Source organism: Pseudarthrobacter enclensis, assembly GCF_001457025.1.
GTDB classification, from domain to species: Bacteria; Actinomycetota; Actinomycetes; order Actinomycetales; family Micrococcaceae; genus Arthrobacter; species Arthrobacter enclensis.
The window spans coordinates 270,818-296,411 of record NZ_KQ758599.1; the positions used below are offsets into that span (position 1 = coordinate 270,818).

Annotated in this window: 21 protein-coding genes and 1 pseudogene; 11 read left to right on the top strand and 11 right to left on the bottom strand. The window is 64.7% G+C overall.

Annotation, left to right across the window (positions count from 1 at the left end; genetic code table 11):
- Window positions 1-275 precede the first annotated feature (275 nt).
- Together AS031_RS01185 and AS031_RS19380 are read left to right on the top strand one after the other, a co-directional pair.
- Window positions 276-1,520, top strand: coding sequence for a MinD/ParA family ATP-binding protein (locus AS031_RS01185; RefSeq protein ID WP_228379535.1), 1,245 nt, complete (start codon window positions 276-278; stop codon window positions 1,518-1,520).
- Window positions 1,521-1,606: 86 nt separating this feature from the next.
- A complete protein-coding gene (locus AS031_RS19380) occupies window positions 1,607-1,816 on the top strand; it encodes a hypothetical protein (RefSeq protein WP_228379536.1) in 210 nt (69 codons plus the stop codon).
- 522 nt (window positions 1,817-2,338) lie between these two features.
- Here AS031_RS19380 and AS031_RS01190 read toward each other — a convergent pair.
- A pseudogene (locus AS031_RS01190) lies at window positions 2,339-2,788 on the bottom strand (Lrp/AsnC family transcriptional regulator).
- A gap of 108 nt (window positions 2,789-2,896) precedes the next feature.
- On the opposite strand from AS031_RS01190, the gene AS031_RS01195 reads away from it, so the two are divergent.
- Entirely contained in the window at window positions 2,897-5,065 is a 2,169-nt protein-coding gene (locus tag AS031_RS01195; protein WP_058266323.1) for an acyltransferase family protein, read from the top strand.
- 553 nt (window positions 5,066-5,618) lie between these two features.
- Here the strand turns inward: AS031_RS01195 and AS031_RS19745 are convergent.
- The 3 genes from AS031_RS19745 to AS031_RS01210 form a co-directional block, all read right to left on the bottom strand.
- Window positions 5,619-6,392: a hypothetical protein gene (locus AS031_RS19745; RefSeq protein ID WP_141688730.1), complete on the bottom strand. Its 774-nt coding sequence runs from the start codon at window positions 6,390-6,392 to the stop codon at window positions 5,619-5,621.
- A gap of 379 nt (window positions 6,393-6,771) precedes the next feature.
- On the bottom strand, window positions 6,772-7,236 hold the full coding sequence (locus AS031_RS01205) for an Lrp/AsnC family transcriptional regulator (protein WP_058266933.1): 465 nt from the start codon (window positions 7,234-7,236) through the stop codon (window positions 6,772-6,774).
- 154 nt (window positions 7,237-7,390) lie between these two features.
- Entirely contained in the window at window positions 7,391-7,855 is a 465-nt protein-coding gene (locus AS031_RS01210; RefSeq protein ID WP_306589352.1) for an Hpt domain-containing protein, read from the bottom strand.
- A 272-nt stretch (window positions 7,856-8,127) separates the two neighbouring features.
- Here AS031_RS01210 and AS031_RS01215 point away from each other — a divergent pair, with 272 nt between their 5' ends.
- Window positions 8,128-9,504, top strand: coding sequence for a DUF4832 domain-containing protein (locus AS031_RS01215; protein ID WP_228379537.1), 1,377 nt, complete (start codon window positions 8,128-8,130; stop codon window positions 9,502-9,504).
- A gap of 39 nt (window positions 9,505-9,543) precedes the next feature.
- On the opposite strand, the gene galE is transcribed toward AS031_RS01215, so the two are convergent.
- The 4 genes from galE to AS031_RS01235 all read right to left on the bottom strand — a co-directional run bounded on the left by galE (window position 9,544) and on the right by AS031_RS01235 (window position 14,853).
- Window positions 9,544-10,572, bottom strand: coding sequence for a UDP-glucose 4-epimerase GalE (gene galE, locus AS031_RS01220; protein WP_058266325.1), 1,029 nt, complete (start codon window positions 10,570-10,572; stop codon window positions 9,544-9,546).
- Window positions 10,568-11,650: a putative glycoside hydrolase gene (locus tag AS031_RS01225; RefSeq protein ID WP_058266326.1), complete on the bottom strand. Its 1,083-nt coding sequence runs from the start codon at window positions 11,648-11,650 to the stop codon at window positions 10,568-10,570. The genes galE and AS031_RS01225 overlap by 5 nt, the downstream gene beginning before the upstream one ends.
- Window positions 11,647-13,362, bottom strand: a complete 1,716-nt coding sequence (gene pelF / locus AS031_RS01230) for a GT4 family glycosyltransferase PelF (protein WP_228379538.1) — start codon at window positions 13,360-13,362, stop codon at window positions 11,647-11,649. The genes AS031_RS01225 and pelF overlap by 4 nt, the downstream gene beginning before the upstream one ends.
- Window positions 13,363-13,437: 75 nt before the next feature.
- Window positions 13,438-14,853: a hypothetical protein gene (locus AS031_RS01235; RefSeq protein WP_058266328.1), complete on the bottom strand. Its 1,416-nt coding sequence runs from the start codon at window positions 14,851-14,853 to the stop codon at window positions 13,438-13,440.
- A gap of 817 nt (window positions 14,854-15,670) precedes the next feature.
- Between AS031_RS01235 and galU the strand changes: the two genes are divergently transcribed.
- Window positions 15,671-16,561, top strand: coding sequence for a UTP--glucose-1-phosphate uridylyltransferase GalU (gene galU, locus AS031_RS01240; protein ID WP_058266329.1), 891 nt, complete (start codon window positions 15,671-15,673; stop codon window positions 16,559-16,561).
- Window positions 16,562-16,731: 170 nt separating this feature from the next.
- Window positions 16,732-17,565, top strand: coding sequence for a response regulator transcription factor (locus tag AS031_RS01245; RefSeq protein WP_058266330.1), 834 nt, complete (start codon window positions 16,732-16,734; stop codon window positions 17,563-17,565).
- Window positions 17,566-17,596: 31 nt separating this feature from the next.
- Here AS031_RS01245 and AS031_RS01250 read toward each other — a convergent pair whose 3' ends face one another.
- Window positions 17,597-18,376 (bottom strand): hypothetical protein, encoded by a 780-nt coding sequence (locus AS031_RS01250; RefSeq protein WP_058266331.1) that lies wholly within the window; start codon window positions 18,374-18,376, stop codon window positions 17,597-17,599.
- Window positions 18,377-18,621: 245 nt separating this feature from the next.
- On the opposite strand from AS031_RS01250, the gene AS031_RS01255 reads away from it, so the two are divergent.
- On the top strand, window positions 18,622-19,107 hold the full coding sequence (locus tag AS031_RS01255; protein ID WP_141688731.1) for an Hpt domain-containing protein: 486 nt from the start codon (window positions 18,622-18,624) through the stop codon (window positions 19,105-19,107).
- Window positions 19,108-19,111: 4 nt separating this feature from the next.
- Here the strand turns inward: AS031_RS01255 and AS031_RS01260 are convergent, their stop codons facing one another.
- Window positions 19,112-20,635, bottom strand: coding sequence for a polysaccharide deacetylase family protein (locus AS031_RS01260; protein ID WP_058266333.1), 1,524 nt, complete (start codon window positions 20,633-20,635; stop codon window positions 19,112-19,114).
- A gap of 265 nt (window positions 20,636-20,900) precedes the next feature.
- A complete protein-coding gene (locus tag AS031_RS01265) occupies window positions 20,901-21,632 on the bottom strand; it encodes an AfsR/SARP family transcriptional regulator (protein WP_058266334.1) in 732 nt (243 codons plus the stop codon).
- Between the two features lie 448 nt (window positions 21,633-22,080).
- On the opposite strand from AS031_RS01265, the gene AS031_RS01270 reads away from it, so the two are divergent.
- The 4 genes from AS031_RS01270 to wecB are packed head-to-tail and all read left to right on the top strand — an operon-like array spanning window position 22,081 to window position 25,593.
- A complete protein-coding gene (locus AS031_RS01270) occupies window positions 22,081-22,353 on the top strand; it encodes a hypothetical protein (protein ID WP_058266335.1) in 273 nt (90 codons plus the stop codon).
- Between the two features lie 12 nt (window positions 22,354-22,365).
- Window positions 22,366-23,703, top strand: a complete 1,338-nt coding sequence (locus AS031_RS01275) for a glycosyltransferase family 2 protein (protein ID WP_058266336.1) — start codon at window positions 22,366-22,368, stop codon at window positions 23,701-23,703.
- A complete protein-coding gene (locus tag AS031_RS01280) occupies window positions 23,700-24,350 on the top strand; it encodes a YfiR family protein (RefSeq protein ID WP_074446903.1) in 651 nt (216 codons plus the stop codon). The genes AS031_RS01275 and AS031_RS01280 overlap by 4 nt, the downstream gene beginning before the upstream one ends.
- A 52-nt stretch (window positions 24,351-24,402) precedes the next feature.
- Entirely contained in the window at window positions 24,403-25,593 is a 1,191-nt protein-coding gene (gene wecB, locus AS031_RS01285) for a non-hydrolyzing UDP-N-acetylglucosamine 2-epimerase (RefSeq protein WP_058266337.1), read from the top strand.
- The last annotated feature ends 1 nt before the right edge of the window (window position 25,594 follow it).

Below are 25,594 nucleotides of genomic sequence, written 5' to 3' on the forward strand. Positions count from 1 at the left end.
GCCGTTCTCCTTGTCCTTACGGCGGGGGTGGTGACGGCCGCTCTCACGCACCACTGAGTAAACAGCCTGGCTGAGCACGTCCGCTGAACCACCTAGACTTACTGTTTGAACTAATGCTGCATAACAGTTTGCCGAAAGTCCGGGGGACAGACATGCCACAACCGGCGGATCAGAATGCAGGCGCCCCAGCAGAAGATGCAGGGCAGCCGCAGCTGCGCCGACGCCGCGACCTTCGTCGCGCCGACGGCTCAGTGGACGATGCCTGGACAGGAACCATGCCAGCCGTAACCCCCAACACGCCACGACAGAACGACGCCGGAAGCCCGGTGACGCGCCGGACGTCCTGGGCCGAAGCTGCAGCCGCAGCCGACGCCGCCAAACCGGCAGGCCCCGGGCCCGTCCCCGCCCGGCTGCCAGCCTCCGCCCAACCTGATGCAGAACCGGCAGCTCCCGTTGCTGCCGTGCCCGGCCGTGCCGCCCAGGGAGACGCTGCGCAGGATGCCGCCATCCCGGCTCCGAAGACTACCTCCGAGGCGCCAACGTTTCGCCGCAGCCGGCCTACAGTAGCCGAGGCCATAGCCGATAGCCCCGTGCCGGACTTCATCAGCTCACCCGGGCTGTTCGTCAAAGAGCAGAAGCCGCGCCCCGTGGGCGGTTTCCGCGGCGCCATGTACAAGCTGACCGGCGGGGCCTGGAACATGGGCCCCGGTCCAAAGCAACGGCAGGAGGACGAGCTTGCCCGCCGGATCTCACGGCAGCTGCAGGGCAGCTACAACACAGCGATCCTCAGCCTCAAAGGTGGCATCGGCAAGACCTCCACCACAGTAGGGGTGGGCCTGACCCTGGCCGAATACCGGGGGGACGCCCCGTGCGCCATTGACGCCAACCCGGACTCCGGCGACCTCGTGGAACGCGCCCTCGGCGAAGGCATCTACCAGCAGGCCAGCCCGCGGACCATCACTGATCTGCTCGAGAACATCGAGTCCGTTGACTCGCTGACAGCCCTGGCCCGGTACATGCACCACGCAGGACGGCTGCACCTCATCGCGGGGGAGCAGGACCCGGAGGTCTCCGACTCACTGACGGCCGAGGAATACCTGCGGATCCGCAAGCTCATTTCCAGCTACTACTCGGTGGCACTCACCGACTGCGGCACCGGCGTGACGCACAACGCCATGAGCGGGATCCTGCAGTCCGCGGATAACCTGGTGATCGCCGCCGGTTACGCCGTGTCCGGCGCCAAACGTGCGCGGAGCACGCTGCAGTGGCTGGCAAGTCACGGCTACGAGGATTTGGCCCGCAACGCCATCGTGGTGATCACGGACAAGGACGAAGTCTCCAACCGGGTTGATAAAGACGCCATCGAGGAGCACCTGGCCGGCATCTGTCGGGAGCTCATCGCAGTGCCGCACGACCGCGGTGTGGCGGACGGCGACCTGGTCACCCTTGACGTGCTGAAGCCGGAAACCCGGCGGGCGTACAAGGAAATTGCTGCGGCAATCGTCGACGGGTACCGGTAGTACGCGCCCTTCCCAGTAGTTCTCAGCACGAAAGACAGGTAGCGGCCACCGAGGACATTCCCGTAACGGGATCCTAACCTCTCACCATGATGGAACTCATGGATAGAGCGCACCGACGTCGTCGTCAGCCTGGGCGGGAACCTCTGGAGATCGCAGCGTTCACCGCGCTTTCTGTTGGTGCGGCCGTGGTGCTGCTCCCGGCGATCGGACTGAAAGTTATTGCGGGCAAGCTGCCACTCGTACGGAACGCCGTGGGCCGATCACCCGAGCTCGAGCAACACTATCTCATCACGTGAGGTCATTAACGAGGGCTCATTTTCGCTGGACCGCTGCCCCGAGGGGTTAGAGTCTTCATCGTTCTTACTCATGCTGACAGCTGGGAGGATCATGAGGCCATACGTTCCGAATGCGCTTCTGTCACGGCTCGTGGGCGGCCGGATGTACTCGGTCGAATTTGTCCTCAACGACTATGTGCAGTTCCGACTTGCTGGGCCGGCGGGAGTAGGCCCATCACATTCAACTGCTACGTTTGGCCGGTTGTTCGACAGGATGATCGGCTCTGGTGCGAGAAGGACCTCGGCTACGCGGACGTCCTGCGCCGACCAACCCCGGGCACGGTGATTGCCACGGTTGAGGTCACCGGCACAGGCCTTCGCATAGACCTTGATACCGGTAGTCTGGCGATCCACCGGGCCACAGGTGAAATGTGGTCCGAGATCGCAGAGATTCATGGCTTCCCCGACCGGGCCTGGATGGTGGGGCGTCCCGGTGAAGACGGCTTCGAGGATCTGGCCAAAGGGCTAAGGCGGGCCACTCATTTACCGAGTATCCACCTCCTCAAACACTAGGAACGTCTGGGTGTCCAGCAGTCCGGGCATGGACTGCAGATGGTAGAAGATGACCCGGCGCAGTTTATGTTGTCCACGGCGCGGACCAGCAGGATCACGCCGAAGTCGCCGCCCACCAGGGCGATGCGATGCACCTCCGGGATGGCGCCGAGCTTCTCGCGCAGTTCCCGCCAAGCGGCCTGCTGCAGTTCCAGCGTCACAAAGGCAGAAGACTTTAGCCCCGCCGTCATGGTGCCCACACCACCACCGTGAACCTGGACAGCAACCCGTCAGTGATGAGTCGGTTGATCCGCGCGCTCGGGAGACGTGGACGTTCTTCGCCACCTGCGTCACGGACATCCAGCCGTCCCGAGTCAGCTCCGCGATGATGCTCCGGTCAATTTCGTCCAGTTCCGCGATGACTCTATCGCCTCCCGCGATGCCTGATGGCCGCGGACGCGCTTTCCCGGCTTTATCTGCCCGGTAGAATGCTAGCAAACCGGGTCTCAACTGGGGGAATCCTTGCTGCTCAAAAGCCTTAGCCGCCCCATGGCTAAAATCATCGCCCGCGAAAGTTCGGGCAAGAACGTCCGACTTGACATCCAGGGCCTCCGCGCCTTCGCAGTCATTGCTGTCGTCCTCGACCACATGGTTGGCTGGCCGAGCGGCGGATTCGTCGGCGTCGACATCTTCTTCGTCATCAGCGGCTTTCTGATCACCGGACTGCTGCTCCGCGAGCATGACAAGACGGGGACGATTTCTTTTCCAAGTTTCTACAAGCGCCGCATAAAGCGCATCTTGCCCGCTGCCACGCTCGTCATCGTCGTGACAGTCGCTGTTTCGTCCTACCTCTTTACTTCGGCAAGGGCTACAGCGACACTCTGGGACGGGGTCTGGGCGACGTTCTTCGCAGCCAACTGGAACATGGCCGCGCAAGGGACAGACTACTTCCAGATGGCCGGCCCCATCTCCCCGTTGCAGCACTACTGGTCCCTCTCCGTCGAAGAACAGTTCTACTTCGTCTGGCCTTGGATCATGCTGCTTATCTTCTTCCTGGGCGGACGGCGGGCCCAGTGGGACAAGCGAGCCGCGCACCGTGCCGTCGGAATCGCCATGATCATCATCGTCACGGCGTCCTTCGCTTGGGCTGTGATAGAAACATCAACCAATCCCACCGTTGCATACTTCTCCACTCTCTCCCGCACATGGGAACTCGGCGTCGGTGCGCTCCTGGCTGTGTTCGCGGGGGTAGCAGCCAAGATGCCCGGACGGGCGCGGACACCGCTCGCGTGGCTGGGACTCCTGGGCATCGTCGCGTCAGTGTTTCTGATTTCCACTGAGGCAGCGTTCCCCGCGCCCTGGGCCGCTCTCCCCGTTCTCGCTACGGCACTTGTCATCCTCGCAGGCACTGGAGGCGAGGCCCGTTACCTGTTCCTGCTGACCAACCGAGTCAGCGGCTACATCGGAGACATCTCCTACTCGCTGTACCTCTGGCACTTCCCGGTCATCATCCTGCTGGCCGCGATCATGCCGGGCAAAACTCCTGAATACTTCATCGCCGCCGTAGCGCTGATGACATTCACATCCACCTGTTCCTACCATTTGCTGGAAGATCCCATCCGCCGGTCCCGGTGGCTGAACGGCAAGGGGCAGGAGGACAAGCTGGCCCGCAGCCGGCGACGCGCTGATGAGCTGAAGCGGCTTTCCACCCCGGCGCTCGTGTTTCTTACGATCCTGACTGTATCGTGCGCCGGCCTGGCCTTGTACAACTCTCGGCCGGTCCCTGTCTCCGCAGCAGCTGTTCCAGTGGCCCCCGTCGCGAGTCCGGGCGCAACGGCGGCAGCCGGGCCGGCAACCTTACAGACTGCGCTCACAGCCAAGATCAACGCGTCACTGGCCGTCAGTGAGTGGCCGGATAACCTGACCCCTTCACTGGACGCTCTGGACGACAAGGCTTGGGCGCCGGAAACGTGGCGGGATAACTGCCTCAGCGTCACGGAGAAGAACTGGGGGACTTGCACTTACGGTTCGGAGGACGCAGCAAAGACGGCCATTGTGCTTGGTGACAGCATGGCGGCTAGTTGGATGCCCGCCATCCGAGGCGCTCTGGAACCGCAGGGCTACCGGATCGAAATGTACACGCTCTCCGGGTGCCCGACGTTCGTCGTGACGCTCACAAAGGAATCGGCCCAACAGTGCAACGACCACCGGGCGAAGACGATTCAGATGGTCAATGACCGCAAGCCCGATCTGCTGATCACAGCCAACCTGGACGCAATCGGCCGAATCGCCGGAGCCCCATCCGGACCAGCAACCCAGACGACGTACGACATCTGGACCAATGCTGGCGTGGAGTTTTTTAAGCAGGTGTCCACGCTGGACCGCGTCATCATGATCGGGGTCCCACCCCGTGGGCCCAACCTCAATGAATGTGTCACCGCGGTAAACAAGCCACAGGACTGCACCGAGAAAATTCCCGGGTTCTGGGAAAATGTCACGGCCGCTGAACAGAAGGCTGTCGGGACGGCCTCTCGGACTCAGAAGAATATTGACTACATCGTGACAAGGGACTGGTTCTGCACGGCACAAGGCTGCCCCCCGTTCATCGGGAACAACCCTGTGCGTGTAGATGGCATCCACCCTGTGGGTGCCTACGTAGAAACCCTCGGCCCGATCATGGCCGAAGCCATCAAGGCATCCGAGGCCCCGGCGGGCTAAGCCACCGGAGTCACCAGGACCCAACCGACAGCGTTTACCTTGCTGGCGGTTGGGGCCGATGCGTTTGTGCCCACTGAAGCTGCAGCAGCCCGTCCGTGGCAGGGTCGACGGTCAGTAGCCCGACAATGCGCGTGAATGTCCGTTCCCGCTCGGTTGGCGCCGCCCGCAATCGTCCCCGCCAGCGTAGCCGGGCTCGCCTGGATGGACGCTGTGGAGGAGCTCAGCCCGGTCGTCGCAAGCGTGGAACCCCATGTTAGCGTTGACCCAGCCGGGGCAGTGAGACCGAATTTGATATCGCCAGCAGTGCTGCCGTCGTAAATGACTTGGGCCTCGATGCGTTAGTTCGGCCGGCGCGCACCAACAGACAGCTCGTCGGCATCCTGCAGCCGTCGTGGAGGACATCACTCTCATCCACGTTCTTCCGGGCGGACAGCACAGTGCCGCGGCGTGACGGGCTCTTCGGTGCGGCGGTCTAGGCACCCTTGAGGTCCGACGGGCGGCCTAGGTCAATGCTCTTTAGCGTCGTAATTCCTACCGTGGAGGCAGGGAGGGGTCAGGTCCGCGTTGCCGTCGAAGATGGTCTCCTCCGCGCGGATGTCGCGGGACGTCGCAGAAACGGCGGCCATCGTGTCCTGCCATGCGGACGGCCCGCTTCACCTTCGGCTGCTGGTCGCTGAACGTCCCATTGCGGAATCGGACCTGCCGTGTGTCCACCGAGTCCGGCCGCGGCTCCAGGCCGGAGATCAGCGCTCCGGACGCTGAGCTTGTCGGTGCGGTGAAGTGCGGCGCCACGTTGGGGTTCGCGAGCGTCAGATCGTATGCCGTGGCCAGCACGGAGTCCGCCGTCAAGGTAAAGGACGGTGAAGTCCTCCAGCAGCACGTCGTTTGTCCCGAAGGGGAACTGCGGCGCCAAGTAGCACAGCGGCACATAGAGTTTGCGGATGCGACCGGTGACTGTCTCCCCAAACTCCATGATCCTGTTGGAGCAAGTATCCAGCGTCAGGTCGTTGTATGGGATCGGGGGGGGGGGGGGGGGGTATTCGCGGTGCGACTGCCAGCTCGCCTTGTACGCCTTGGTTCTGCCGAAGGCGATGCGGGTGTCGCGGATGGTGAATCGACCGCCGGCAAAGATGTCCTCGACGTGGGCGGTTGGGTCGTTGTGGTTCTGGCGGTCCATGACTCCCCAGATGGAACCTCCATTGTTGGGAACGCCGCCGGAGGACATATCACCGGCGATGTCGAGGTGGTAGGCATCAATCACCCCGCGACCCGTGATGGATGCCCGCTTCACGCCGGCTGTCAAGGTACCCAGCGACACGAAGGTCATGCGGGTAGACGATAGTGTGGCGGTAGGTTCCAGCTACAGAACAGCGCCCTCGTCCATCTTGATGGCTACATTGTCCTTCATGACCAAGCACCGAGTTCCGGTCGGTGAGGGGGCGGGTGGCGCGGTAGCGACCACGGGACATGAAGAGTGAGAGCGGGTTTGCCGGTCGATGCCGCACTGACCCCATCGATAGCAGCTTGAAGGGCTGCCCGGTCATCCGCGGTCCAGTCACCTTTCATGCCAGCATCGAGAACATTCAGGCCCCGATCCTAAATGCGGCGGTCCAACCGAATCGCCGCATCCGCCCCGGCATAAGTGGCAGAAACCTGCACTTCTTGAATATGTGCCATGGCGAGGCAACGCCACATCTGGCGCCGAGCTACCGCGTATCCACGTCCTCAAACACCAGGAACGTCTGGGTATCGAGCACCCCGGGCATGGACTGCAGCTGGTCGAAGATGACCCGGCGCAGGTCGATGTTGTCCACGGCGCGGACCAGCAGGATTACGTCGAAGTCGCCGCCCACCAGGGCAATGTGGTGGACCTCCGGGATGGCGCCGAGCTTCTCGCGCAGTTCCCGCCAGGCGTCCTGCTTCAGTTTCAGCGTCACGTAGGCGGAGGACTTCAGCCCCGCCTTGATGGGGTCCACCACCGCCGTGAACCGTGACAGCACCCCGTCCGCCGTGAGCCGGTTGATGCGCGTGTACGCGTGCGCGCGGGAAATGTGGACGTTCTCGGCCACCTGCGTCACGGACATCCGGCCGTCCCGGGTCAGCTCCGCAATGATGCTCCGGTCGATGTCGTCCAGCTCCGCCGGCTCCACCCGGCCGTCCCTCGCCGCCATGTTGTCCACCTCTTGTCCCGGAAAACCGGCTCACCCTTACAAATCGTCTCCCAGTGTAGGTTCGGGAAGCGCACTTCGCCACGGGATCCCCGGGCAGGCATACAAATCCGCTCGATTTGACCGCTGGGGATGCGCCGCCGCCGGCGTGGAACGGTCACGGTTCCCACAACCCGCGGCCCCGCGAGGCAAGGCTCCGGATGGTCCTGGTGCTGCACCTGTTGATCGGTGCCAGGAACCTCGCGGCGTACCGCGGCAGGGCAACGGTGGGGTCCGCGGAGGCGGCACTGCGCAGTTCGGCCTCCAGCTCCAGAGCCAAGGATGCCAGCAGTTCCGCGCCCACCATCTGGCTGGTGGTCTTCAAGCTGAGTACGGCGTCGAAGGATCCTGCCCAATCGCCGGTGGTGAGGGAGACGCGGAGCCGTTCCACCCTGCCCGGGAGACACCTGACGTAGTTGGCCACGAACACCCGGGTGTACCCGGAGGAGTCCTCCAGTTCCGTCCGCAACCGCTCAAGCACCGAAGGGTCCACCAGCGGCGGCTGGTCAAGGGCGGTACGTGGTGGAGCCGGTTTCCCGCCATCGACCGGTAGCGAAGGGGACGGGGAAGTCATGGATGTCATGCGATCTGCCTTGGGGTAGTGGGGGCGTCCGGAAAAAGAGTCCAAAAAGATTCCCGGAAACCCTTGAGGAGAGTGTGGTGACTGGCTTTAGGATCAGTCCGAAGTACTGAGTTTGACGCGCCGTTTGGGAGCGGCGTGAGAAGTTCCTGGTCTCACTATTGGGTTTCGCTGCTTGGTCTCAGGGGGAAGTGAACATGGGTACATGGGGGTATCGCCTGCGCGGTCACCGGCAGGGCGGACGGCTTTTGACTGCGGTTTCTGTTTCATTCTTGTTGGCTGCTCTTTTGCTGACGGTCCCGTCCAGATCCGCCGAGCCGGCGGCCGAAGCGGCCGACACCACGGGGGAGTGGGTTCCCTTGGCGGCCGGGCCAGCCCCGGCGGCCAACCCGCTGGCAGGATTCGTCCCCTACGCGGGCAGCTACAACGCAGTGCCCCACTCCATGGAGTGGTTCTACCTGCCGGTCAACGCCGTGGTCACCGGCCCCGGCACCTACAACTGGTCGGCCCTCGACTCCCAGCTGAACGCCATCGCCGCGCGCGGCCACCAGTCCGTGTTCCGGTTCTACCTGGACTACCCGGGCAGGCCATCCGGCGTCCCCGCCTACCTTCTGAACTCGGGCCTTGCCACCCGCGCCTACTGGGATCACGGCAACAACGGCATCAGCGTGTCCCCAAACTATGACGACCCCCGACTCCTGGACGCCCTGGACGGTTTCATCGCCGCCCTAGGGTCCCGGTACAACGGCGATGCCCGGATCGGGTTCATCCAAATGGGCCTCCTGGGCTTCTGGGGCGAATGGCACACCTACCCCCACGACGGGTGGGCGTCCCCGGAGAACTGGCTTGCATCCGCGGCGTCCCAGCAGCGCGTGCTGCAGGCCTACACCAAGGCGTTCACCAGGACGAAGCTCCAGGTGCGGTACCCCGACGCCGCCAACAGCAGCCTCGCCGTGGGCTACCACGACGACTCGTTCGCCGTGAGCACGCTCCCGGGAACGGGCTGGCACTTCATGGACAAGATGGCCCAGGCCGGCGCCACCAGCAAATGGCTTACCCAGCCGGTGGGCGGAGAACTGCGGCCCGAGATCCAGCACTGCATTTTCGACGCCCCTATGCTCTGCCCTGTGGTGGAGAGCGGCGCGGACAACAACTTTCCGGACAGCGTGAAGGCAACCCACGCCTCCTGGCTGCTGAACCAGCACGCCTTCAGCCCCGGCTACACCGGTCAATCGCTCAGCAACGCGCTCGCGGCGTCGCAGTCCCTCGGCTACCGGTTGCAGGCCACAGCCTTCGCCGTGTCCCGCGGAACGGTGAGCGGCCAGAGCGATGTCAGCGTGACGGTCCGCAATGTTGGGGTGGCTCCTTTCTATTACGACTGGCCCGTCCAGATCGCCGCCGTGGACGCTGCCGGAAAGACCGCCCGGACCTGGACCACGCCGTGGAAGCTCCCTGCGGTGAAGCCCGGGATGACGGTCCAGTGGAAAGCACCCCTCAGCGTCAGCGGACTGGCCCCCGGGTACTACACGCTGCTGCTGCGCCCCGTGAATCCCCTGGCCAACGGCATGCCGCTGCGTTTCGCGAACGCCACCCAGGACCAGACCAAAACCGGCTGGCTGACCCTGGGCCGCAAGTACCTCCCCGCTCCCTGAACGGCCGACGGCGGCAGGTGCGTCCCGCCGTCGGCCTCCTCACACAGGGAGGACCTTTGCCCGGTACCCGTCCGGGTTGTACTGCTGCCAGCGCCACGCGTCGGCGCACATGCTCTCCAGCGTCTCCGACGCTTTCCAGCCCAGGTCGCGGAAGGCGCTGGAAGGATCCGCCAGGCTGACGGGGGCGTCTCCCGGGCGCCGGTCCACCAGCTCGTAAGGCACGCTGGTACCCGAGGCCGCCTCGAAGGCCTGGATGATTTCCAGGACGGAGTAGCCCCGGCCGGTCCCCAGGTTCCACGTGTGCAGGCCCGGGTGTTCGGCCAGGTAGTCCAGCGCGGCAGCGTGCCCTGCGGCGAGGTCCATGACGTGGATGTAATCCCGGACCCCCGTCCCGTCCGGGGTGGGGTAGTCGTTGCCGAAAACGCTGACCTTGTCCCGGCGGCCCACCGCCACCTGGGTGACGAACGGAAAGAGATTGTTGGGCGGGCCCTGCGGGTCCTCCCCGATCAGCCCCGAGGGGTGGGCGCCCACCGGGTTGAAGTACCGCAGCAGCGCAATCCGCCACCGGCTGTCAGCGGCCTGCAGGTCCACCAGGATTTCCTCGATGTGCTGCTTGGTCCGGCCATACGGGTTGGTGGCCCGCAACGGGAAGTCCTCGCGCAGCGGCATCTCCGGGTTCGCCCCGTACACGGTGGCGGATGAACTGAACACCAGGTTCCGGACACCGTAGGCGTCCATCGTCTCCAGGAGGTTCAGCGTGCCGCTGACGTTGTTGCCGTAGTAGCGCAGCGGCTGGTCCACGGACTCCCCAACAGCCTTGAACCCGGCGAAATGGATCACCGACTCGATGGCGTCCTGCTCAAAGATCCGCTGCAGGCAGGTCCGGTCCGCGATGTCCCCCTCCAGGAAGGAGATGTCCCGCCCGGTCAGCTTCTCCACGCGCAGCAGCGACTCCGACAGGGAGTTGCTGAGGTTGTCGATGACGGTAATGTCGTGCCCGGCCTCGAGCAGGCGGAGGATCGTGTGCGATCCGATGTACCCGCAGCCGCCGGTGATGAGAATCCTAATTGTTCTGCCCTCGCTGATAGATAACGCCCCGTTGGGCCGGCAACACCAGGGACCGCGGCGCCGGGTTGCCGGCGGCGTCCGCCAGGCCGGCGGGGACTTTGACCTTGTGCCGGCGGCGGCCGTCCTGGTTGAAGTTCACTGCCGCCCAGCCGTTGCTGAATTCCCGGGACCAGACGTGGTTGCGGCCTTGGGGATCCTCCTGCGGGCTGCCCAGGCTCCAGTCGAGCTGCGGAATGTGCTGGGTGCGGCTGTAGTCGTCGTGGGCCGTGGCCGAGAAGGATCCGCGGCCTCCGCCGAAGATCCAGAAGGCCGCCAGCCCGTACGTGAAGTTGGGGTGGGAGTCGTCCCCGTCGGTGGGAACCCGCAGGATGGACAGGCCCGGACCTTCCGCCTGCGGCAGCTGGGCCTCGGCGGTGTGCGGATCGAAAAGGTCCGTGGGCCCGAAACCCAGCCACACCTCTTCGAAACCGCCCCCGTAGGCGGCGTGCGACGCCCAACGCCCGGGCCGCCGTCGTGATTCCGCAATGTTGGGCACCAGGATTTTCCCGACGCCGTTCAGGGACCGGCCGGCGGCGTGGACCAGCAGGTCCAGCCCCTCCCGGAGGTCCTCCATGGACGCCGCCTCCCGGATGGGAAGGTTCAGCTGGTAGTAGTCGTCGAAGACGTCGTTGTCAGCCATCACCCCATCGAAGGGAGAGTCAGCCAGTTCCGCGGTGACGTTCCGGACCCAGCGCTCCCGGTAGCCGGGATCGCGGACGTTCATCTGCCAGTGCCCGCCATAGCCGTTCCACTGGATGCGGGAACCGTCCAGCCGGGTGGCGAACCAGGTGCCGCCGTCGTCCTCGGCCTCCCGGTGGCTGACCCCGGAACTGTAGACAGGCCCGGGCTCGTAGTCGCGGGTGGAGGACAGGCACTTGTAGCAGAGGACCGTCATGTCCGGGCGGAGCCGTTTCAGCTCCGAGGCCGCGTCCGTCTCCCAGGGCTGCAGGATCGCCGCGCGGTAATGGTCCGCCGCGAAGGCCAGCTGGTCCGGGGTGATCGGATCGCCGTACCTGATCCAGGCGCCGACGCCGCTCACAGCTCCGCCGGGACCCTGTGGCCGTCGGTGAGCTCCACCGTGTTTTCTGCGGTGTTCGCCACGGTGTCCGCCACGACCGGAAGGTCGCCCAGGGCGCGGTAGATCTGGTTGTACGAGGACATGACCTCGTGCATCTGGAAGAGTTCCTGGACCCGGGTGCGGGCGTTGGCGGCGTACGCTGCGTACTCGTCCAGGTTGCCGATGACCGCCTGGATCCCATCCGCCATCTGGTGCACGTCGCCGGGGGTGACGGTCTCGCCGCAGGGGCCGATGGTGCGCCCGTCCGGGGTGATGAGGTTGTCCGCGATCTGCTGGGCAACGCCACCCACGTCCGATCCCACCGTGGGGATGCCGGCCGCCATGGCTTCGAGGATCACGATGGGCTGGCCCTCGTTGTAGCTGGGCAGCACCAGCAGGTCGAACTGGTCCAGCATGTCCCGGACGTGGACCGTCCCGTGGATGGTGACGTGGTCCTGCAGGCCCAGGGCCTCGATCTTGGCCAGGCAGGCCTCGAAGTATTCGGGGACGTGCTCGGTGGGGCCCAGGACGTCCAGGTGGATGTTCGGGTAGCCGCGGTCCCTCAGGATCTCGAGGCTGGAGAGCAGGTCAAGGAGGCCCTTGATGGGCACCACCCGGGCGATGTACACGAGGTGCCAGACGTAGTCCGACCCCTTCTTTTCCATGGTGGCCAGGGCCCGCTGGCGGGCACGGTACTTGTCATCGAACTCTTCGATGACCATGCCGTTGGGAACCACCACGGACTTGTCGATGTCCGTGCCCAGCCGGGCGGCCTCGGTGATGGCGCTGGGGTAAAGGTAGGTGATCAGCCGGGCGCTGGGGTAGCAGAAGCGGCCCATCTCGGTCCACCACGCCATCCAGGCGCGCTGCTCCGCGGTGACGTCGAAGGTCCGGTAGTCGTCCTCGGTGATGGACAGGGCCATGTTCCGGTCCAGCAGCGTGTTGACGGTGTCACGGACGTAGAGGTTGTGCTCGGTCAGCAGGAAGGACGTGTCATGGTCCCGTGCCGCGGCCGCGCCGAGCAGCGACGCGTAGCCGGTGGTGTGTGCGTGGTAGACGCTTGCACGGGGCATGGTTTCGCCCAGGACCGCGAAGGCCAGCGAGAAGAAGTTCCGCAGCGTCCAGAACGAGTTGGCCAGGGAGAGGTCCAGCTGGGGCATGCGCATCTGCAGCGCCTCCATGAATTCCCTGGAGCCCAGCAGCGCCCAGAGCGGGTACTGCCGGGTGCGCTCGTTCAGGCCCTCATCGATCAGTTCCCACAGGCCCTCGACCTCGCCGTATTCGGAGAGCGCATAGATCGCGTCGAATAGCCGGTGGGAGAGCTGTTCGCGCTGCTGGGAGGTCATGCCCAGGTCCTTGGCCGTCACCGAAAGGAAATCGTCCCGGTGCTCTTCCATGCTGAGGTACACGGTGCGGACCCAGCGGACGTTGGCCGGCATGCCGTACAGGTCCGTGGACGGCGACTTGGAGTCCCAGGCGATGTGGATGATGCCGTAGCTCAGGTCCGGGTTGTGGGTCACGATGTCGTGGACCACCGCGGACACCCCGCCCTTGAGGAACGGGTAGGTGGACTCCATCACGATGGCCACGTCCACGTCTTCGTACTCAGGTCCTGCAGCCGGTGCGGCTTTGGCGTGCCGCATGGGCAGGACGTCCTTGTGCTGTTCATTCGGGCGCTTCACGGTCGAGTACAAGATGTTCCCCTTATGCATTCTTGGTAATTCGGCTGGTGTGGTTCAGGTGGTGTGGGCGGGTTTGTTTGCGGCGGGTCACCAGGAGGTGGCGTGCCGCCAGAAGAGCGTGTATTCCGGCTGGTTCCAGTGGTGCTTGTAGAACATCCAGGCGGTGCCGATGAGGACCAGGTCCACGGTTCCCAGCAGCAGGTAACTGCCGGCGGCGCCCGTCAGCGGGCCGAACAGGCCGCCGGCCACGAAGGCCAGGACGCACACGGCTAGGTGCACTCCGCCCAGGATCTGGGGGCTGGTCTTCTCGCCGATAAAGTCCAGTTCGTAGCTGAGCAGGGTCAGCACCATGAAGCCCCACGAGGCTGCGGAAGCAGCTACGGCCAGGAACGTCTGGGCCGGGTCGACGCCGGCCATCACCAGGGATACCGCCAGTGTCAGCAGTGCCGCGATGGCGCCTGTCAGCAGGACCGAGCGGTCAACAACGCGGGTGAGCCTGCGTGAGCTGCCCTTTAGCGAGCTGATGGGTGCCTCGGCAATGTCCGTGTGGAGCCGGCCCAGGGCCTTGTCCACGGTGGGAGCCAGCTGGACGAAGTAGAAGTTGTAGGCAACCACCGCCGGGAGCATGGCGGCGAAGACGGCGACGACGTTGAAGTCGCCCTTGGTCACAGCGAACAGGGCGAATTTGTCCGCCCAGAGGACCGCACCCATCAGCAGGCCGCGGACCAGGTCGAGGCCGACGACGCGCATGCCCAGCCGCTGGGCGAAGCCGAGGTGGCGGAGTCCCGAGCGCATGGCGATGAGCTGGGTCAGTGTGCCCACCACGGGCGGAAGCCACCAGGCGGTGGGGGCTATGAAGAGCGCGGCGGCGTAGCCGGACCAGGCGATGGCCCACAGGCCGCGGCGGTTTGCCACGTTGGCCAGGACCAGTGACTGGACGAAGAGCAGGTGCAGGACGCACAGGATCACGTAGTGCAGGATGACCGATGCTGACCAGCCGGTGGCCAGCCACATGGGCACGGTGAAGGCGGCGATCAGGGGCAGGGTCTGCAGGAAGACGGTGGGCCAGTACTGGCAGAACCGCTGGGTGATGGCGGCCAGATCCCGCCCTGCCATGAGGTCCCCCAGGACCCGGTAGATGGGGAGGCAGGCTGCCTGGGCCATCCACGGCACGGTGATGGAGGATGCCAGCACCACCAGGGTCAGCGGCACCCCGTCCACGTCCACCGCCGCCATGGTGGGGCTGACCAGCGGGTAGACGATGTTCAGCAGCAGCACGGGGGACAAGTACAGGAGCAGCTGGGCGCCCAGCCGTTCGGTGGCACGCTGATTGCCGTAGCGGTCCCGCCCGGCGACGCCCGGCCGGAGGATCAGGGCAAGGGCCACGAGCGTGGGAAGGACGGCTGCCACGAAGACGGGCAACTGGTAGCCGGCGGAAAAGAACTGGACGGCGAAGGGCACACAAGCCGACAACACCAGCCCCAGGACGATGATCGTTGACATCTGGCGGGTGTACGAATCTTGCAGCAGAGACTTCAAGAGATGTGGTTCTTTCCTCTAGGACAGGCGACGGCGGACATTCGGCGGAGGTGCCGCCGGCACGGCGTGCAGCTGACGGCGGGCATGGAAACGCCCGCCGGTCTCTCTTCGGTGAAGAGACGCGGCAGGCGCTGTTTTCACAACTTAAATTTGAGGGAGCGTGGGGTTGGACGGTGAAGGGGTCGACGGCGGACTGGGGGGTGCCAGCCCGGTCTCAGGAGGCTGGCAACCGCCGTCGACCCCGGCTTCAACCGGCCCCTGCAAAGGAGGCCGGAAATTCAACATTCCAAGTACACCGGGCGCTGCGGGGAATTAGCACGGGTAGCGGGTACTCGAATTTCAAAACCGCGATACTTGGTTCTCCGAATACCCAGCAAAGCAGTGACTTCTCAGCTTCTTCTTTGCGGTGGCTCAAGACTTGGTAAACCTGCGGAGTACTTCTCAGTATTTCCTCAGCAACGCAATTGTTTTTCATCATTTGCGCCATAACCGCAGGTCAGGGCGTATTTGCGCGCGGGCGAGGCCGCGCGCTGAGGGTAGGGCACAGTGGATCTATTTAGTTATTTGTGTCGCCCTCATGTGGTGTGATTAACGTCTCTAAGCAACTGGCCCCAAGGGGCTTTTTCTAGACCCAGCCTCCGTTTTTTCGCGGAATTCAGGGCTCCTGAGGGTGATTTCCGGCTCGTTGTGGTGGTGCTCATGTGAGAACTGTGAAAAGTGTCATTTTCCAGATGAGTATTTGACTTTGTTGTTTGGTGCGGGGCGTTTATATGGTTCACCCATGACTATGGGGAAAGCTGTTACCAAAGCCGTCATTCCTGCTGCCGGATTGGGAACTCGATTCCTGCCCGCCACCAAGGCGATGCCGAAGGAGATGTTGCCGGTGGTTGACCGCCCGGCCATCCAGTATGTGGTGGAAGAAGCCATCAAGTCAGGACTGGACGACGTCCTGATGGTTACGGGCCGCAGCAAGCGCGCCCTGGAGGACCACTTTGACCGGGCTCCGGGACTGGAGCGCCTGCTGGAAGAGAAGGGCGACCAAGGCCGCCTGCAGTCAATCCAGGCAGCATCGGAACTGGGCCCCATCCATTACGTCCGCCAAGGTGAGGCCAAGGGCCTGGGGCACGCCGTTCTGTGCGCCAAGCAGCATGTGGGTGACGAACCGTTCGCCGTCCTGCTGGGCGATGACCTGATCGACGAGGCCGAGTCGCTCCTCACCACCATGATCGAGGTGCAGCAGAAGACCGGGGGATCGGTGATCGCCCTCATCGAGGTTGACCCGTCCCAGATCAGCGCCTACGGCTGTGCAGACATCACCGCTGTGGACGGGGAAGACTACGTGCGCGTCAACAGCCTCGTGGAGAAGCCGGCCGTGGCCGACGCCCCGTCCAACCTGGCGGTCATTGGCCGCTACGTGCTGCACCCGTCTGTCTTCGGTGTCCTGGAGACCACCGGACCGGGCCGCGGCAACGAAATCCAGCTGACGGATGCACTGCAGACGCTGGCTTCCGCCGAAGGCGAGGGTGCAGGGGTGTACGGCGTGGTGTTCCGCGGCCGCCGGTTCGATACAGGCGACAAGCTCAGCTACCTGAAGGCCGTCATCACGCTGGCTTCGGAGCGGGTGGAGTTCGGCGAGGACCTGAAAACCTGGTTGAAGGACTTCATCAACTAACACATCGACGGCCGCGTCCATCCGCGGACCGCGCGGCGCCGAACTCCTGAGGAAAAGCAGGAGACGGCAACCGCGTTGTGCTGCGCGGGTGGACAGTTGGCAGCGAAAGCCATGGGGGAGGCGCGCCGGACCAAAACTTTGCCGGAAGCTCCATGAGGTAGGGGAGGGTTATGGGGCAGCGCGGCGTAGCAGTCGTCATTGAGGATGACGTAGCAATCCGGTCAGCATTAACGGATCTGCTGCTGGAGTCAGGTTTTTCCGTTCATCCGGCCTCTTCGGCAGCCGAGGGACTCGCAAGGGTGATCGAGCATAACCCAGACCTTGTCACCGTGGATATCGGCCTCCCCGACTTTGACGGAATTGAAGTTTCCCGGCGCATCCGGACCGTGAGCGACGCCTACGTCATGATCGTCAGCAGGAGGTCGGATGAAGCCGACGCCCTGATGGGATTCGAGGCCGGTGCCGATGACTACCTCATCAAGCCATTCCGTCCACGGGAGTTCAAGGCCCGGGTGCGGGCCATGTTCCGCAGGCCACGGATTATTGAGGCTGCCGGAAGGGCGCACGCCCTCCCGGTTCCTGCCGGCCACGCTGCTCCTTCTGCGCTGGATCATGCCGTCCCGGCGGTAGACGCTGCCGGGACGGCAGTGGCCGCCAACATGACCGCACAGGCCTTGGGACAAATCGATTTTTCGCATCGGGGACTCACCCTGCACGAGGCCACCCGGCAGGCGGTTGTCGACGGAACTCCGGTCAGCCTGACGCGCAGCCAGTTCGACATCCTCCTGGTCTTGATGGAAAACGGGCGGACCATCCAGACCAAGACGGACCTGGTCCGGAGGCTCCGCAACGAGCCCTACCACACCGGTTCCTTCGTCAGCGCCAAGGAAGAGCGCGCCGTGGAAGTGCAGGTCAGCAACCTCCGCAAGCGGTTGGGGGAGACCACGCGGCGTCCCCGATGGATCGAAACGGTGCACGGCGTGGGCTACCGGATGACCCTGTAGCGGCCCCTGGCCCGTGGCCGGCGAGGCGCCTTCAGAATGGCACCACCGGAGACGTTGTGACGACTTTCCTCCACGGGCCGTCCGGGACATCGTGCTCCGCGACGAACCGCCAGTTCACCCGGTCCTCCTGGCCGTTGAGGCTCTGGAAGCCCAGGCAGCCCGCCAACGCGGGGGACACGTCCATTCCGGCGCCGTTGAACCTGGTGTTTGCCGGGCGCCGGTCGTTCCCGCCGAAGACGTACTCGGCATCGTTGTACTCGCCCGGTCCGGCATCCTGAATCTGGCCGTAACAGACACGGCCGTCCTTCTCCATCTGAACCCAACGGTTCTTCATGAAGCTGAAGCCCTTGTCCTGCGACCGGCCGGCGTACCCGGGATCATTCGCCCACGGAACCACCTGCCCGCGGCGGGCGAAGGCCCCGTCGTTGTTGACGTCGTCGAACGGCAGGTCAAGGTAGAACGGGTTCTGGCGCGGTGTCATGTTCTTGGGAAAGTATCCGTTGGAGGCATCCCGGGCCTCGGTCTGGCACACCCCGTTGATGAGGACCCCGTCACAGCCCCCATAGTTTTCCATCCAGCGCGAGTCGAACGCGGAGATGACCTGGCTGCCGTCGATGGCGTTGGAGTCGAACACCTCGCCCACCCAAAAGACCGTTGCCACTATGTCACGGTGCCAGGGATACTCCCGGTCCACACGGCGGGAACCGTTCTGCACGGCCAGCGCCAAGGCCACGCTGGCCGCCACCGTGACCAGCACCGCACCGGCAATGACCCCGCCACGAATGCCCGGCGCATCAAACCGTTGCCTCATTCCCGGTAACCTCCTGACCGCCGGATGTTGCGCTGGGGGCTGTCCGGGCCTTCCTGTGAGTCAATGCTAGGTGCCGCCGCGTGCACCCGGCCGCCGGGCGGGTACCTGTTTTCCGCGGCCGGCGCTACGTGCGCGGACGCCCCTCCCAAAGTGAAGTGCCGCCGTCGTCCTTTCTCCCAAGCCCGCTCCCAGGCAGTCCGCCCTGCATCTGCGGATCCCAGCATCGGCCCTTCAGAAACCGGGTAGTGGCCACTCGTGTGCAGCCGCTGCCCTTCCCCTACCGTCGGGGCAAGGCAACCACGGACACGGCAGGGGAGAACGCAGAAATGGAGAAAGGCGACCATAAGGCGCCCCTGGTGGACACCGCGGTCCTGGCGCGGTTGAGCGCGGTCACAGATGCCGGCCACGGGCTCTGGAAAGTCCTGGTGACCGACTTCATTTCACAACTGCCCGGCCGGATCGCCCGCCTGCGCAGCGCACTCACCAGCGGTGACATCAGTGGAGGGCTGGCCGCCGTCGTCAGCCTGCGGACCGCCGTACATACTGTGGGCGCGTCGCGGCTGGCCGGGCTGGCCCTGGCCCTCGAGGCGAAGGTGCGCCGCGCAGCTGCCACCCCGGACCCGGGGCGACTGCTGCCCGGGCTTGCTGCCGCGCACCTCCAGGAAATTCTTCAGTGCGCCCAGCGGACGGTCCATAAACTGGAGTCCGTGTTGCGGCAGGGGCTCGGGTGACCCCTTATCCCGTGTGGATACCTGGGGTCTCCATCAAGGCGTAATCGTCCGTGACCAGCTCCCCGTTCTCCGCCAGGCCCAAGCCAAAGCTGATGGCTGTGGCACCCGGGGGAACCGGAGGAGTAACCCACTGCGCCTTGGCAAAACTGTCCGAGGGAGGAAAGAACCCGCTGGACGTCCAGTAAACCCACACTCCCCGCTCCACCCGGTAATACACGGCGAACTGCGGCCTGGCCGTGGACATGTAGGACGCCTCCAGCGTGTACTGGCGCCCTGCGGACACCGGCGGGGCACACCGGCCCAGGTCCATGGCCGGCATCAGCTTGGCTTCGCCGTCCATATGCCCCTGCACCTTCAGCGACATCGCAGCGTCGCCGGTGTTCGCCAGCGGGAAGGCACCAAACTCTGCCTGGTGGTTGCCGTACGCCTCCACCTGCCAGCACTCAGGGAGGGGACCCGTTGCTTTGGCGTTGGGCGGCAGCTCCGTAGGGACGGAACCGGTGACGTCCAGCGCGGGGTTCAGAACGGCGTTCGCCCCGGCCGGCGGTGTTGCGGCGGGTGCCGGGGCGTCCACCAGAGGTTGCACCGGTCCGCCGATGACTTCCTCCACCGGGCGAACCACGGTGCTTCCGGTCCGGGTTTCCGCCTGCAACCAGGTAAGGAATTCAGACAGCACTGGCTCGGTCACGCCGAAGTAGTCACAGTTGACGGTGCATATGCTGTGGAAGGTCAGCTGCACCCAGCCGCCCGTGGGCTGCGCCGCCCGGACGCTCTCCTTCAAGTCCTCCACGGTCCATTCCACGGTCACGGGAGCGGGCGCGGCGGTTTCTTCGAGATGGACGGGTGGAAGCGCTGCGGCCGGATCGCATTCCTCGCAGCCGAACCGGGTCCGCACCTCCCCGAGGCCCCGCGCGGAGTTGTAGCCGCAGGCCATGGCGGCCTGCCGCACCTCCGCGCTTCCCTCCGCGAACGGGTAGGCGAAGTTCCGGACGTTGAAGCCCCACCGGGTGAGCGTTGCCCGGTCCAGGCAGATTTCCTGCTGCGCTTCCTGCACCGGCATGCCAGTGAGGTCCAGATGGTTGACTGTGTGCCCGCCGATCTCGTGCCCCAGCGCGGCCACCCCGCGGAGGCTGTCATAGGAGAGGAACCCGGGTTTGCCGATCGACCCGGAACTGATAAAAAACGTCCCCACCAGTCCCCGGTCCGCCAGCATGCGTGCCGCCAGCGAATCCGACGCGTTGCCGTCGTCGAACGTGAGGCTGACGACGGTCTGCCCGGGTGTTGCCGGAACCTGCCCGCGCGGCGGGGGAGCCTCGTACTGGTTGGCGTCGTCCGGGAGGTGCGGGTCAACGTCGCGGACCACCGGGTGGGCTGGGAAGGGCGACACGTAGGCCGCCTGGGCCTCGGTCCCCGCCAGCAGCGATCCATAGATTCTTACGACGGCGGACACTACCACCGCGAGGACTACCACCACGGCCACTACGGCGGCCGTGGTGATGGGGGCGGGAACGCCTCTGAATGTGGCCATGGGGCGCAGAGCTCCTGCCAGTCTGTGCCGCGGGACCTGGGCTGGAACCGGCATCCGGTCAACGGAGCCGGCCCCCAGGCCGTCACCCGGCGCTTCTGGAGTGGGCGGCTGCTGATCATCACCCTACGATGCCGGACTGGCCTGATTGGCCGGACGGGATACTCGTTTATGAAAGGGCCGCTACTTGGTTACCGCGCACCCCGTCAGCTATGAGCGATCGGGCCGAACCTCTCGCGAGTAGGCTCCGGCGGGCAGTTGCACCATCTCAGGGCTTAAGCAAGCCCACGTTCGGATCAATACCCGCGGCAACTCTCGCCAGCTGCTCAGAGGGTTCGATTCCCAGCTCGGCGCCAAGATTGGTCCTGAAAGCCTGGAAGGTCTGTAAAGCACGCGCACGGTTTCCCGACTTAAGCTCCGCGTTAATGAGCAGCGCCACGGCGCTTTCATGCAACGGCTCCAGCTCGAGCGCGCTCTCGGCCGCTTCAACCGCTTTGTGAACCTCGCCGTCGTCAATCCAGCGGCGGGCCAGGACAAGGAACGCGCGCACCCGGAGGGTGCGCAACCGCTGCTGCTCCAGGACTACCCAGTCGTCATACCAGCCAGGCAGCAACTCACCGCAGTGAAGGCACTCCATGCAGTTCTCATCCGACAAGGTAAATTCGGGTTGCCCCAACTGTCTGATGCTGTTGGCTACCTCATGAAGGTCCACAGATACCCGGTCCGACAAAGCCAGCACCTGCCCGTCATTCTCCAGAAGGCCGGGAACCTGGCTGGAGACCAAATAGACGGACGTGCGCAGGCTTTCCATGGCCCGGGCTTCCGGCTTTTCCGGCCACAGGAGTCCGCTGAGGTAGCGGCGGGGCCGTGATCCGGTGATGGCCAGCGCGGCGATCAGCCGTTGTTGCCGCCACGCCAGGCGGACTTCGGTCCCGTTGTGCCGCAATTGCCAACGTCCGAAAAGGTTGAGATTAAACTCGTCGTCACTGTCCTGGGTCATGCTTTCCCCCAAAGGGCTGATTACGTCGCCGCGGCCACAATAGGACCGCGCGAGCTCGCGTAACCTGCGGCCCCCAGTGGACGCCGGTGCTGTGGGCCTTTTCTGGCTCACCAGAGTGCGTACTCGTACTGCCGCCTTTGGAAGTCAAGCGACGCCGGAAGTCCGTCTGCTTGAACTTTTCACAAAATACCCCACGACCCCACCAATGGAAATGGATGCAGCATTTCAAAATAGGGGATCTGCGTTACAGCCAGTGTTATCCCTGTGCGTGCAACCTTGTCCTTGAAACGACGTCCCGGGTCACAGGCGTCCACGGGTGTTCCCGGCCGTGTGACTGGCCTGCTTTAAAAGGGCCCTCCAGCCGCTAATCACGGCTCAATCACGGATATGTCACGCCAGCGGAACTTAGCTGGACCAATCCGGAGCCGTTGATGATCGGAGGCAGGCCATGTTCATTACCAGCGTCTTCATATCTGCGGAGGCCGCGCAGTCGGCGCTCCACCTGGCGGAACGCTTCCTGCTCATGGTCTCCATGACGTTGTTCGTGTCCTACGTGATCTTCATGGTCGGCGCCCTCGTGGTGTCAGGCCTTCTGAGTACGGGTCGCTCCGTCCGCCGGCGCCTCGCGCACAAGAGGCTGTCAGCGTCGGGCGCGCCGCAGCCCGGGACGGCGATGTGGCGCGTCGGTTCCAAGGCTGGCCGCCATGGAGCACGGGCGTAAGGAGTAAAGAGCATGATGATCCTCTACGGCGAGCGCATCGACTTCGTCCTGATGTTGGCCGTGAGTCTGGTGCTCCTGTCGGTTCTGTACGGTGTGCTGATGCTCGTGCTGTCCCGCTTCGAACCGGCGTATGCGCGACGTCGAGCGGTCACCTTCCCCGCAACCGCGGCCGAGAAAGCCGTCATCTTCGTGGTGCCCTGTCTCAACGAGGAGCGGGTCCTCGCCGCAAGTCTCGATCGACTCGTGGAGATGGACTACCCACGGCTCCAGGTCCTGGTAATAGATGATGGTTCGGACGACGGCACGGCGGCCATCGTGCGAGCCCACTCCGATCCCCGGGTCAGCCTGCTGCAACGACGGCTGCCGACCGCCCGGCAGGGCAAGGGCGAAGCGCTGAATGCGGCAATCCGGCACATCCGCTCCGGGGCGCTCGGCGCCCACGCCGACGCCTCTGACGTCGTCGTCTGCGTCGTCGACGCCGACGGGAGGATGGAGCCGCGGGCCCTGGACGAGGTGATGCCGCTTTTCGCCGATCCCCGGCTGGGCGCTGTTCAGATTGGCGTCCGGATTAACAACCGCCACCAGAACCTGCTGGCCCGGATGCAGGACATCGAGTTCGTGCTCTACACCGAGGTCTTCCAGCGCGGTCGCCGGCACCTGGGGAGCGTGGGGCTGGGTGGCAACGGGCAGTTTGTGCGGCTCTCGGCCCTCAACAGCCTCGGCCCCGCCCCTTGGTCCAGGAGCCTCTCCGAGGACCTCGACCTCGGCGTGCGGCTGCTGATCAGGGGGTGGAACATTGAGTTCTGCTTCACCTCAGCCGTGCACCAGCAAGGTCTCGTGGACGTCCGGCGCTGGGTCAAACAACGGACCAGGTGGTTCCAGGGGCACCTGCAGTCCTGGACGCTGATCCCCTGGGTGCTGCGGGACCTGACCGGCGCGCGCCGCGTGGACCTGCTCTACCACCTGACCAGTCCTTGCCTCCTCCTGCTCACCTCCTTTCTCAGCGCTGCCTTCTTCCTGTGGATCGTCAGCATCGGTATTGGCGTCGTCTCGGGGTCCCTCGACTTCTCGTGGTGGTGGGTCTCGGCCTACGCCATGGCGTTCGGACCCGTGCTGATGTTTGGAGTCGTCTACTGGCGCCACGAACGCGATCATGGCTTTGGGCCGGTGGCTGCCCTCGTTGTCCTGCACGGCTATGTCGGTTACGCCCTCCTCTGGTACGTCGCGGGGTGGAAAGCTGCCTTCCGTTCCCTCTCGGGGCGGAACTCCTGGGCGAAGACGGATCGGACCACGGAGGACCAGGACTCGGCCGCAGAGGAGCTGGACAACCCATTGACGGCAACGGCATGAGGGCAGCACTGTTGCTCGGGGTCACGATCGTGCTCGTGGGTTCCATCGCCACCGCAGTGGTCCTGAGCCAGCGTGATACCGGCCCATGGTCAGACGGAGAGATCCACGGACGATGGACCGTGATGTACACCGGGTACGGCGAGGTCTCCGGACACGACGAGGAAGTGGTGCTTGAGCCCAAGTCGGCCGCCTCCGAGGACATCACCCACGGCGGTCTCGTTCACACCACCCGCTCCTATATGGACCCCACCTTCGAGGTGACGGTGCACACCGAATTCCAGGTACGGGACGGTCCGCCGAACGGCTGGGAAGTGGGTTGGGTGCTGTGGAATCTAAGCGACGACGAGCACTTCTACGCTGTGGCGCTCAAGCCCAACGGGTGGGAGATTTCCAAACAGGACCCTGTCTATCCCGGCAAGCAGCGCTTCATCACCACCGGTGTGGAACCGCAGTTCCCCATCGGTCAGGACTACCGCGTGCGAGTGGAGCACGACTGGCCCCGCATGACAGTGAGCGTCGGCGGGCGTGTACTCGCGACCATCACCGACGACGAAAGACCGTACCGCGGCGGAACCATCGGTTTGTACACCGAGGACGCGAGAGTCCGCTTCTCCGACCTGGACATCCTTGACGCCGCCTCCGACTGACGAGGGGGCTTCTGGCCCTCAACCGGACACCCATCGCTCCAGGAGGTATCCCATGTCTCACTCATCCCCCAGGAAGCCCATCTCCGTCATGGCGATCTACGGCACACGGCCTGAGGCCATCAAGATGGCACCACTCGTGATCGCACTGCGCGACGATCCGCGCTTCGAGGTCCGCGTGGTTGTCACGGGCCAGCACCGCGAAATGCTGGATCAGGTCAATCAGTCCTTTGGCATCATCCCGGACCAGGACCTGAACATTCATGCCGCCGGCCAGACGCTCACGCAGATCACCATGCGGACGCTGCAGGGACTGGCGGAGGTCTTCGAGGAAGGCCCGCCGGACGCTGTGATGGTTCAAGGCGACACGACGACCACGTTCGCCGCGTCGCTGGCGGCCTTCTACGCCGGTGTCACGGTGGTGCACACCGAAGCGGGACTGAGAACGGGCGACAAATACTCGCCCTACCCGGAGGAGATTAACCGTCGTCTTACCGGTCAGATGGCATCCCTCCATCTGGCTCCAACGTGGGCCGCGCGGGACAACCTGCTGCACGAGAACGTTCCTTCGGATTCAATCGTTGTGACGGGCAACTCGGTCATCGACGCCCTGTTCATCACTGTCGACTCGCGGCCGAGGATTGAAGACTCTGCACTGGGCGCGCGGCTGGCGACGAGACGTCCGGTGGTGCTCGTGACGGCACACCGCCGTGAATCGTGGGGAGAACCGCTGCGTCAGGTCGGCCGGGCGATAGCCCGGCTGGCTGCAGCGCACCCGGACCACGACTTCGTCTTCCCGGCGCACCGCAATCCCCTGGTGCGGGAGGCGATCCTGCCTGCCGTGCAGCATTGCCCCAACGTCCTGGTTACGGAACCACTGCCCTACGCACAGTTCTGCGCCCTTCTGGAGCGCTCCTCCATCATCCTCACCGACAGCGGTGGAGTGCAGGAGGAGGGGCCCTCGCTGGGCAAGCCGGTGCTGGTCATGCGCGATACGACCGAACGACCGGAGGCCGTGGCCGTGGGCGCCGTGCAACTGGTCGGCACGGACGAGGAGACGATCGTGGAGGCGGTGTCTATCCTCATCAAGGACGAACAGGCCTACCGGCGCATGGCGAGGGCGCTCAATCCGTACGGCGACGGGCACGCCGCCGAGCGGACCGTCCGGGCCATGGCCCGCTACTACGGACATGACGATACCGTGCAGGAGTTCCAGGACTGGGCAGGAGCCGTCCCCGTCGTCTGAA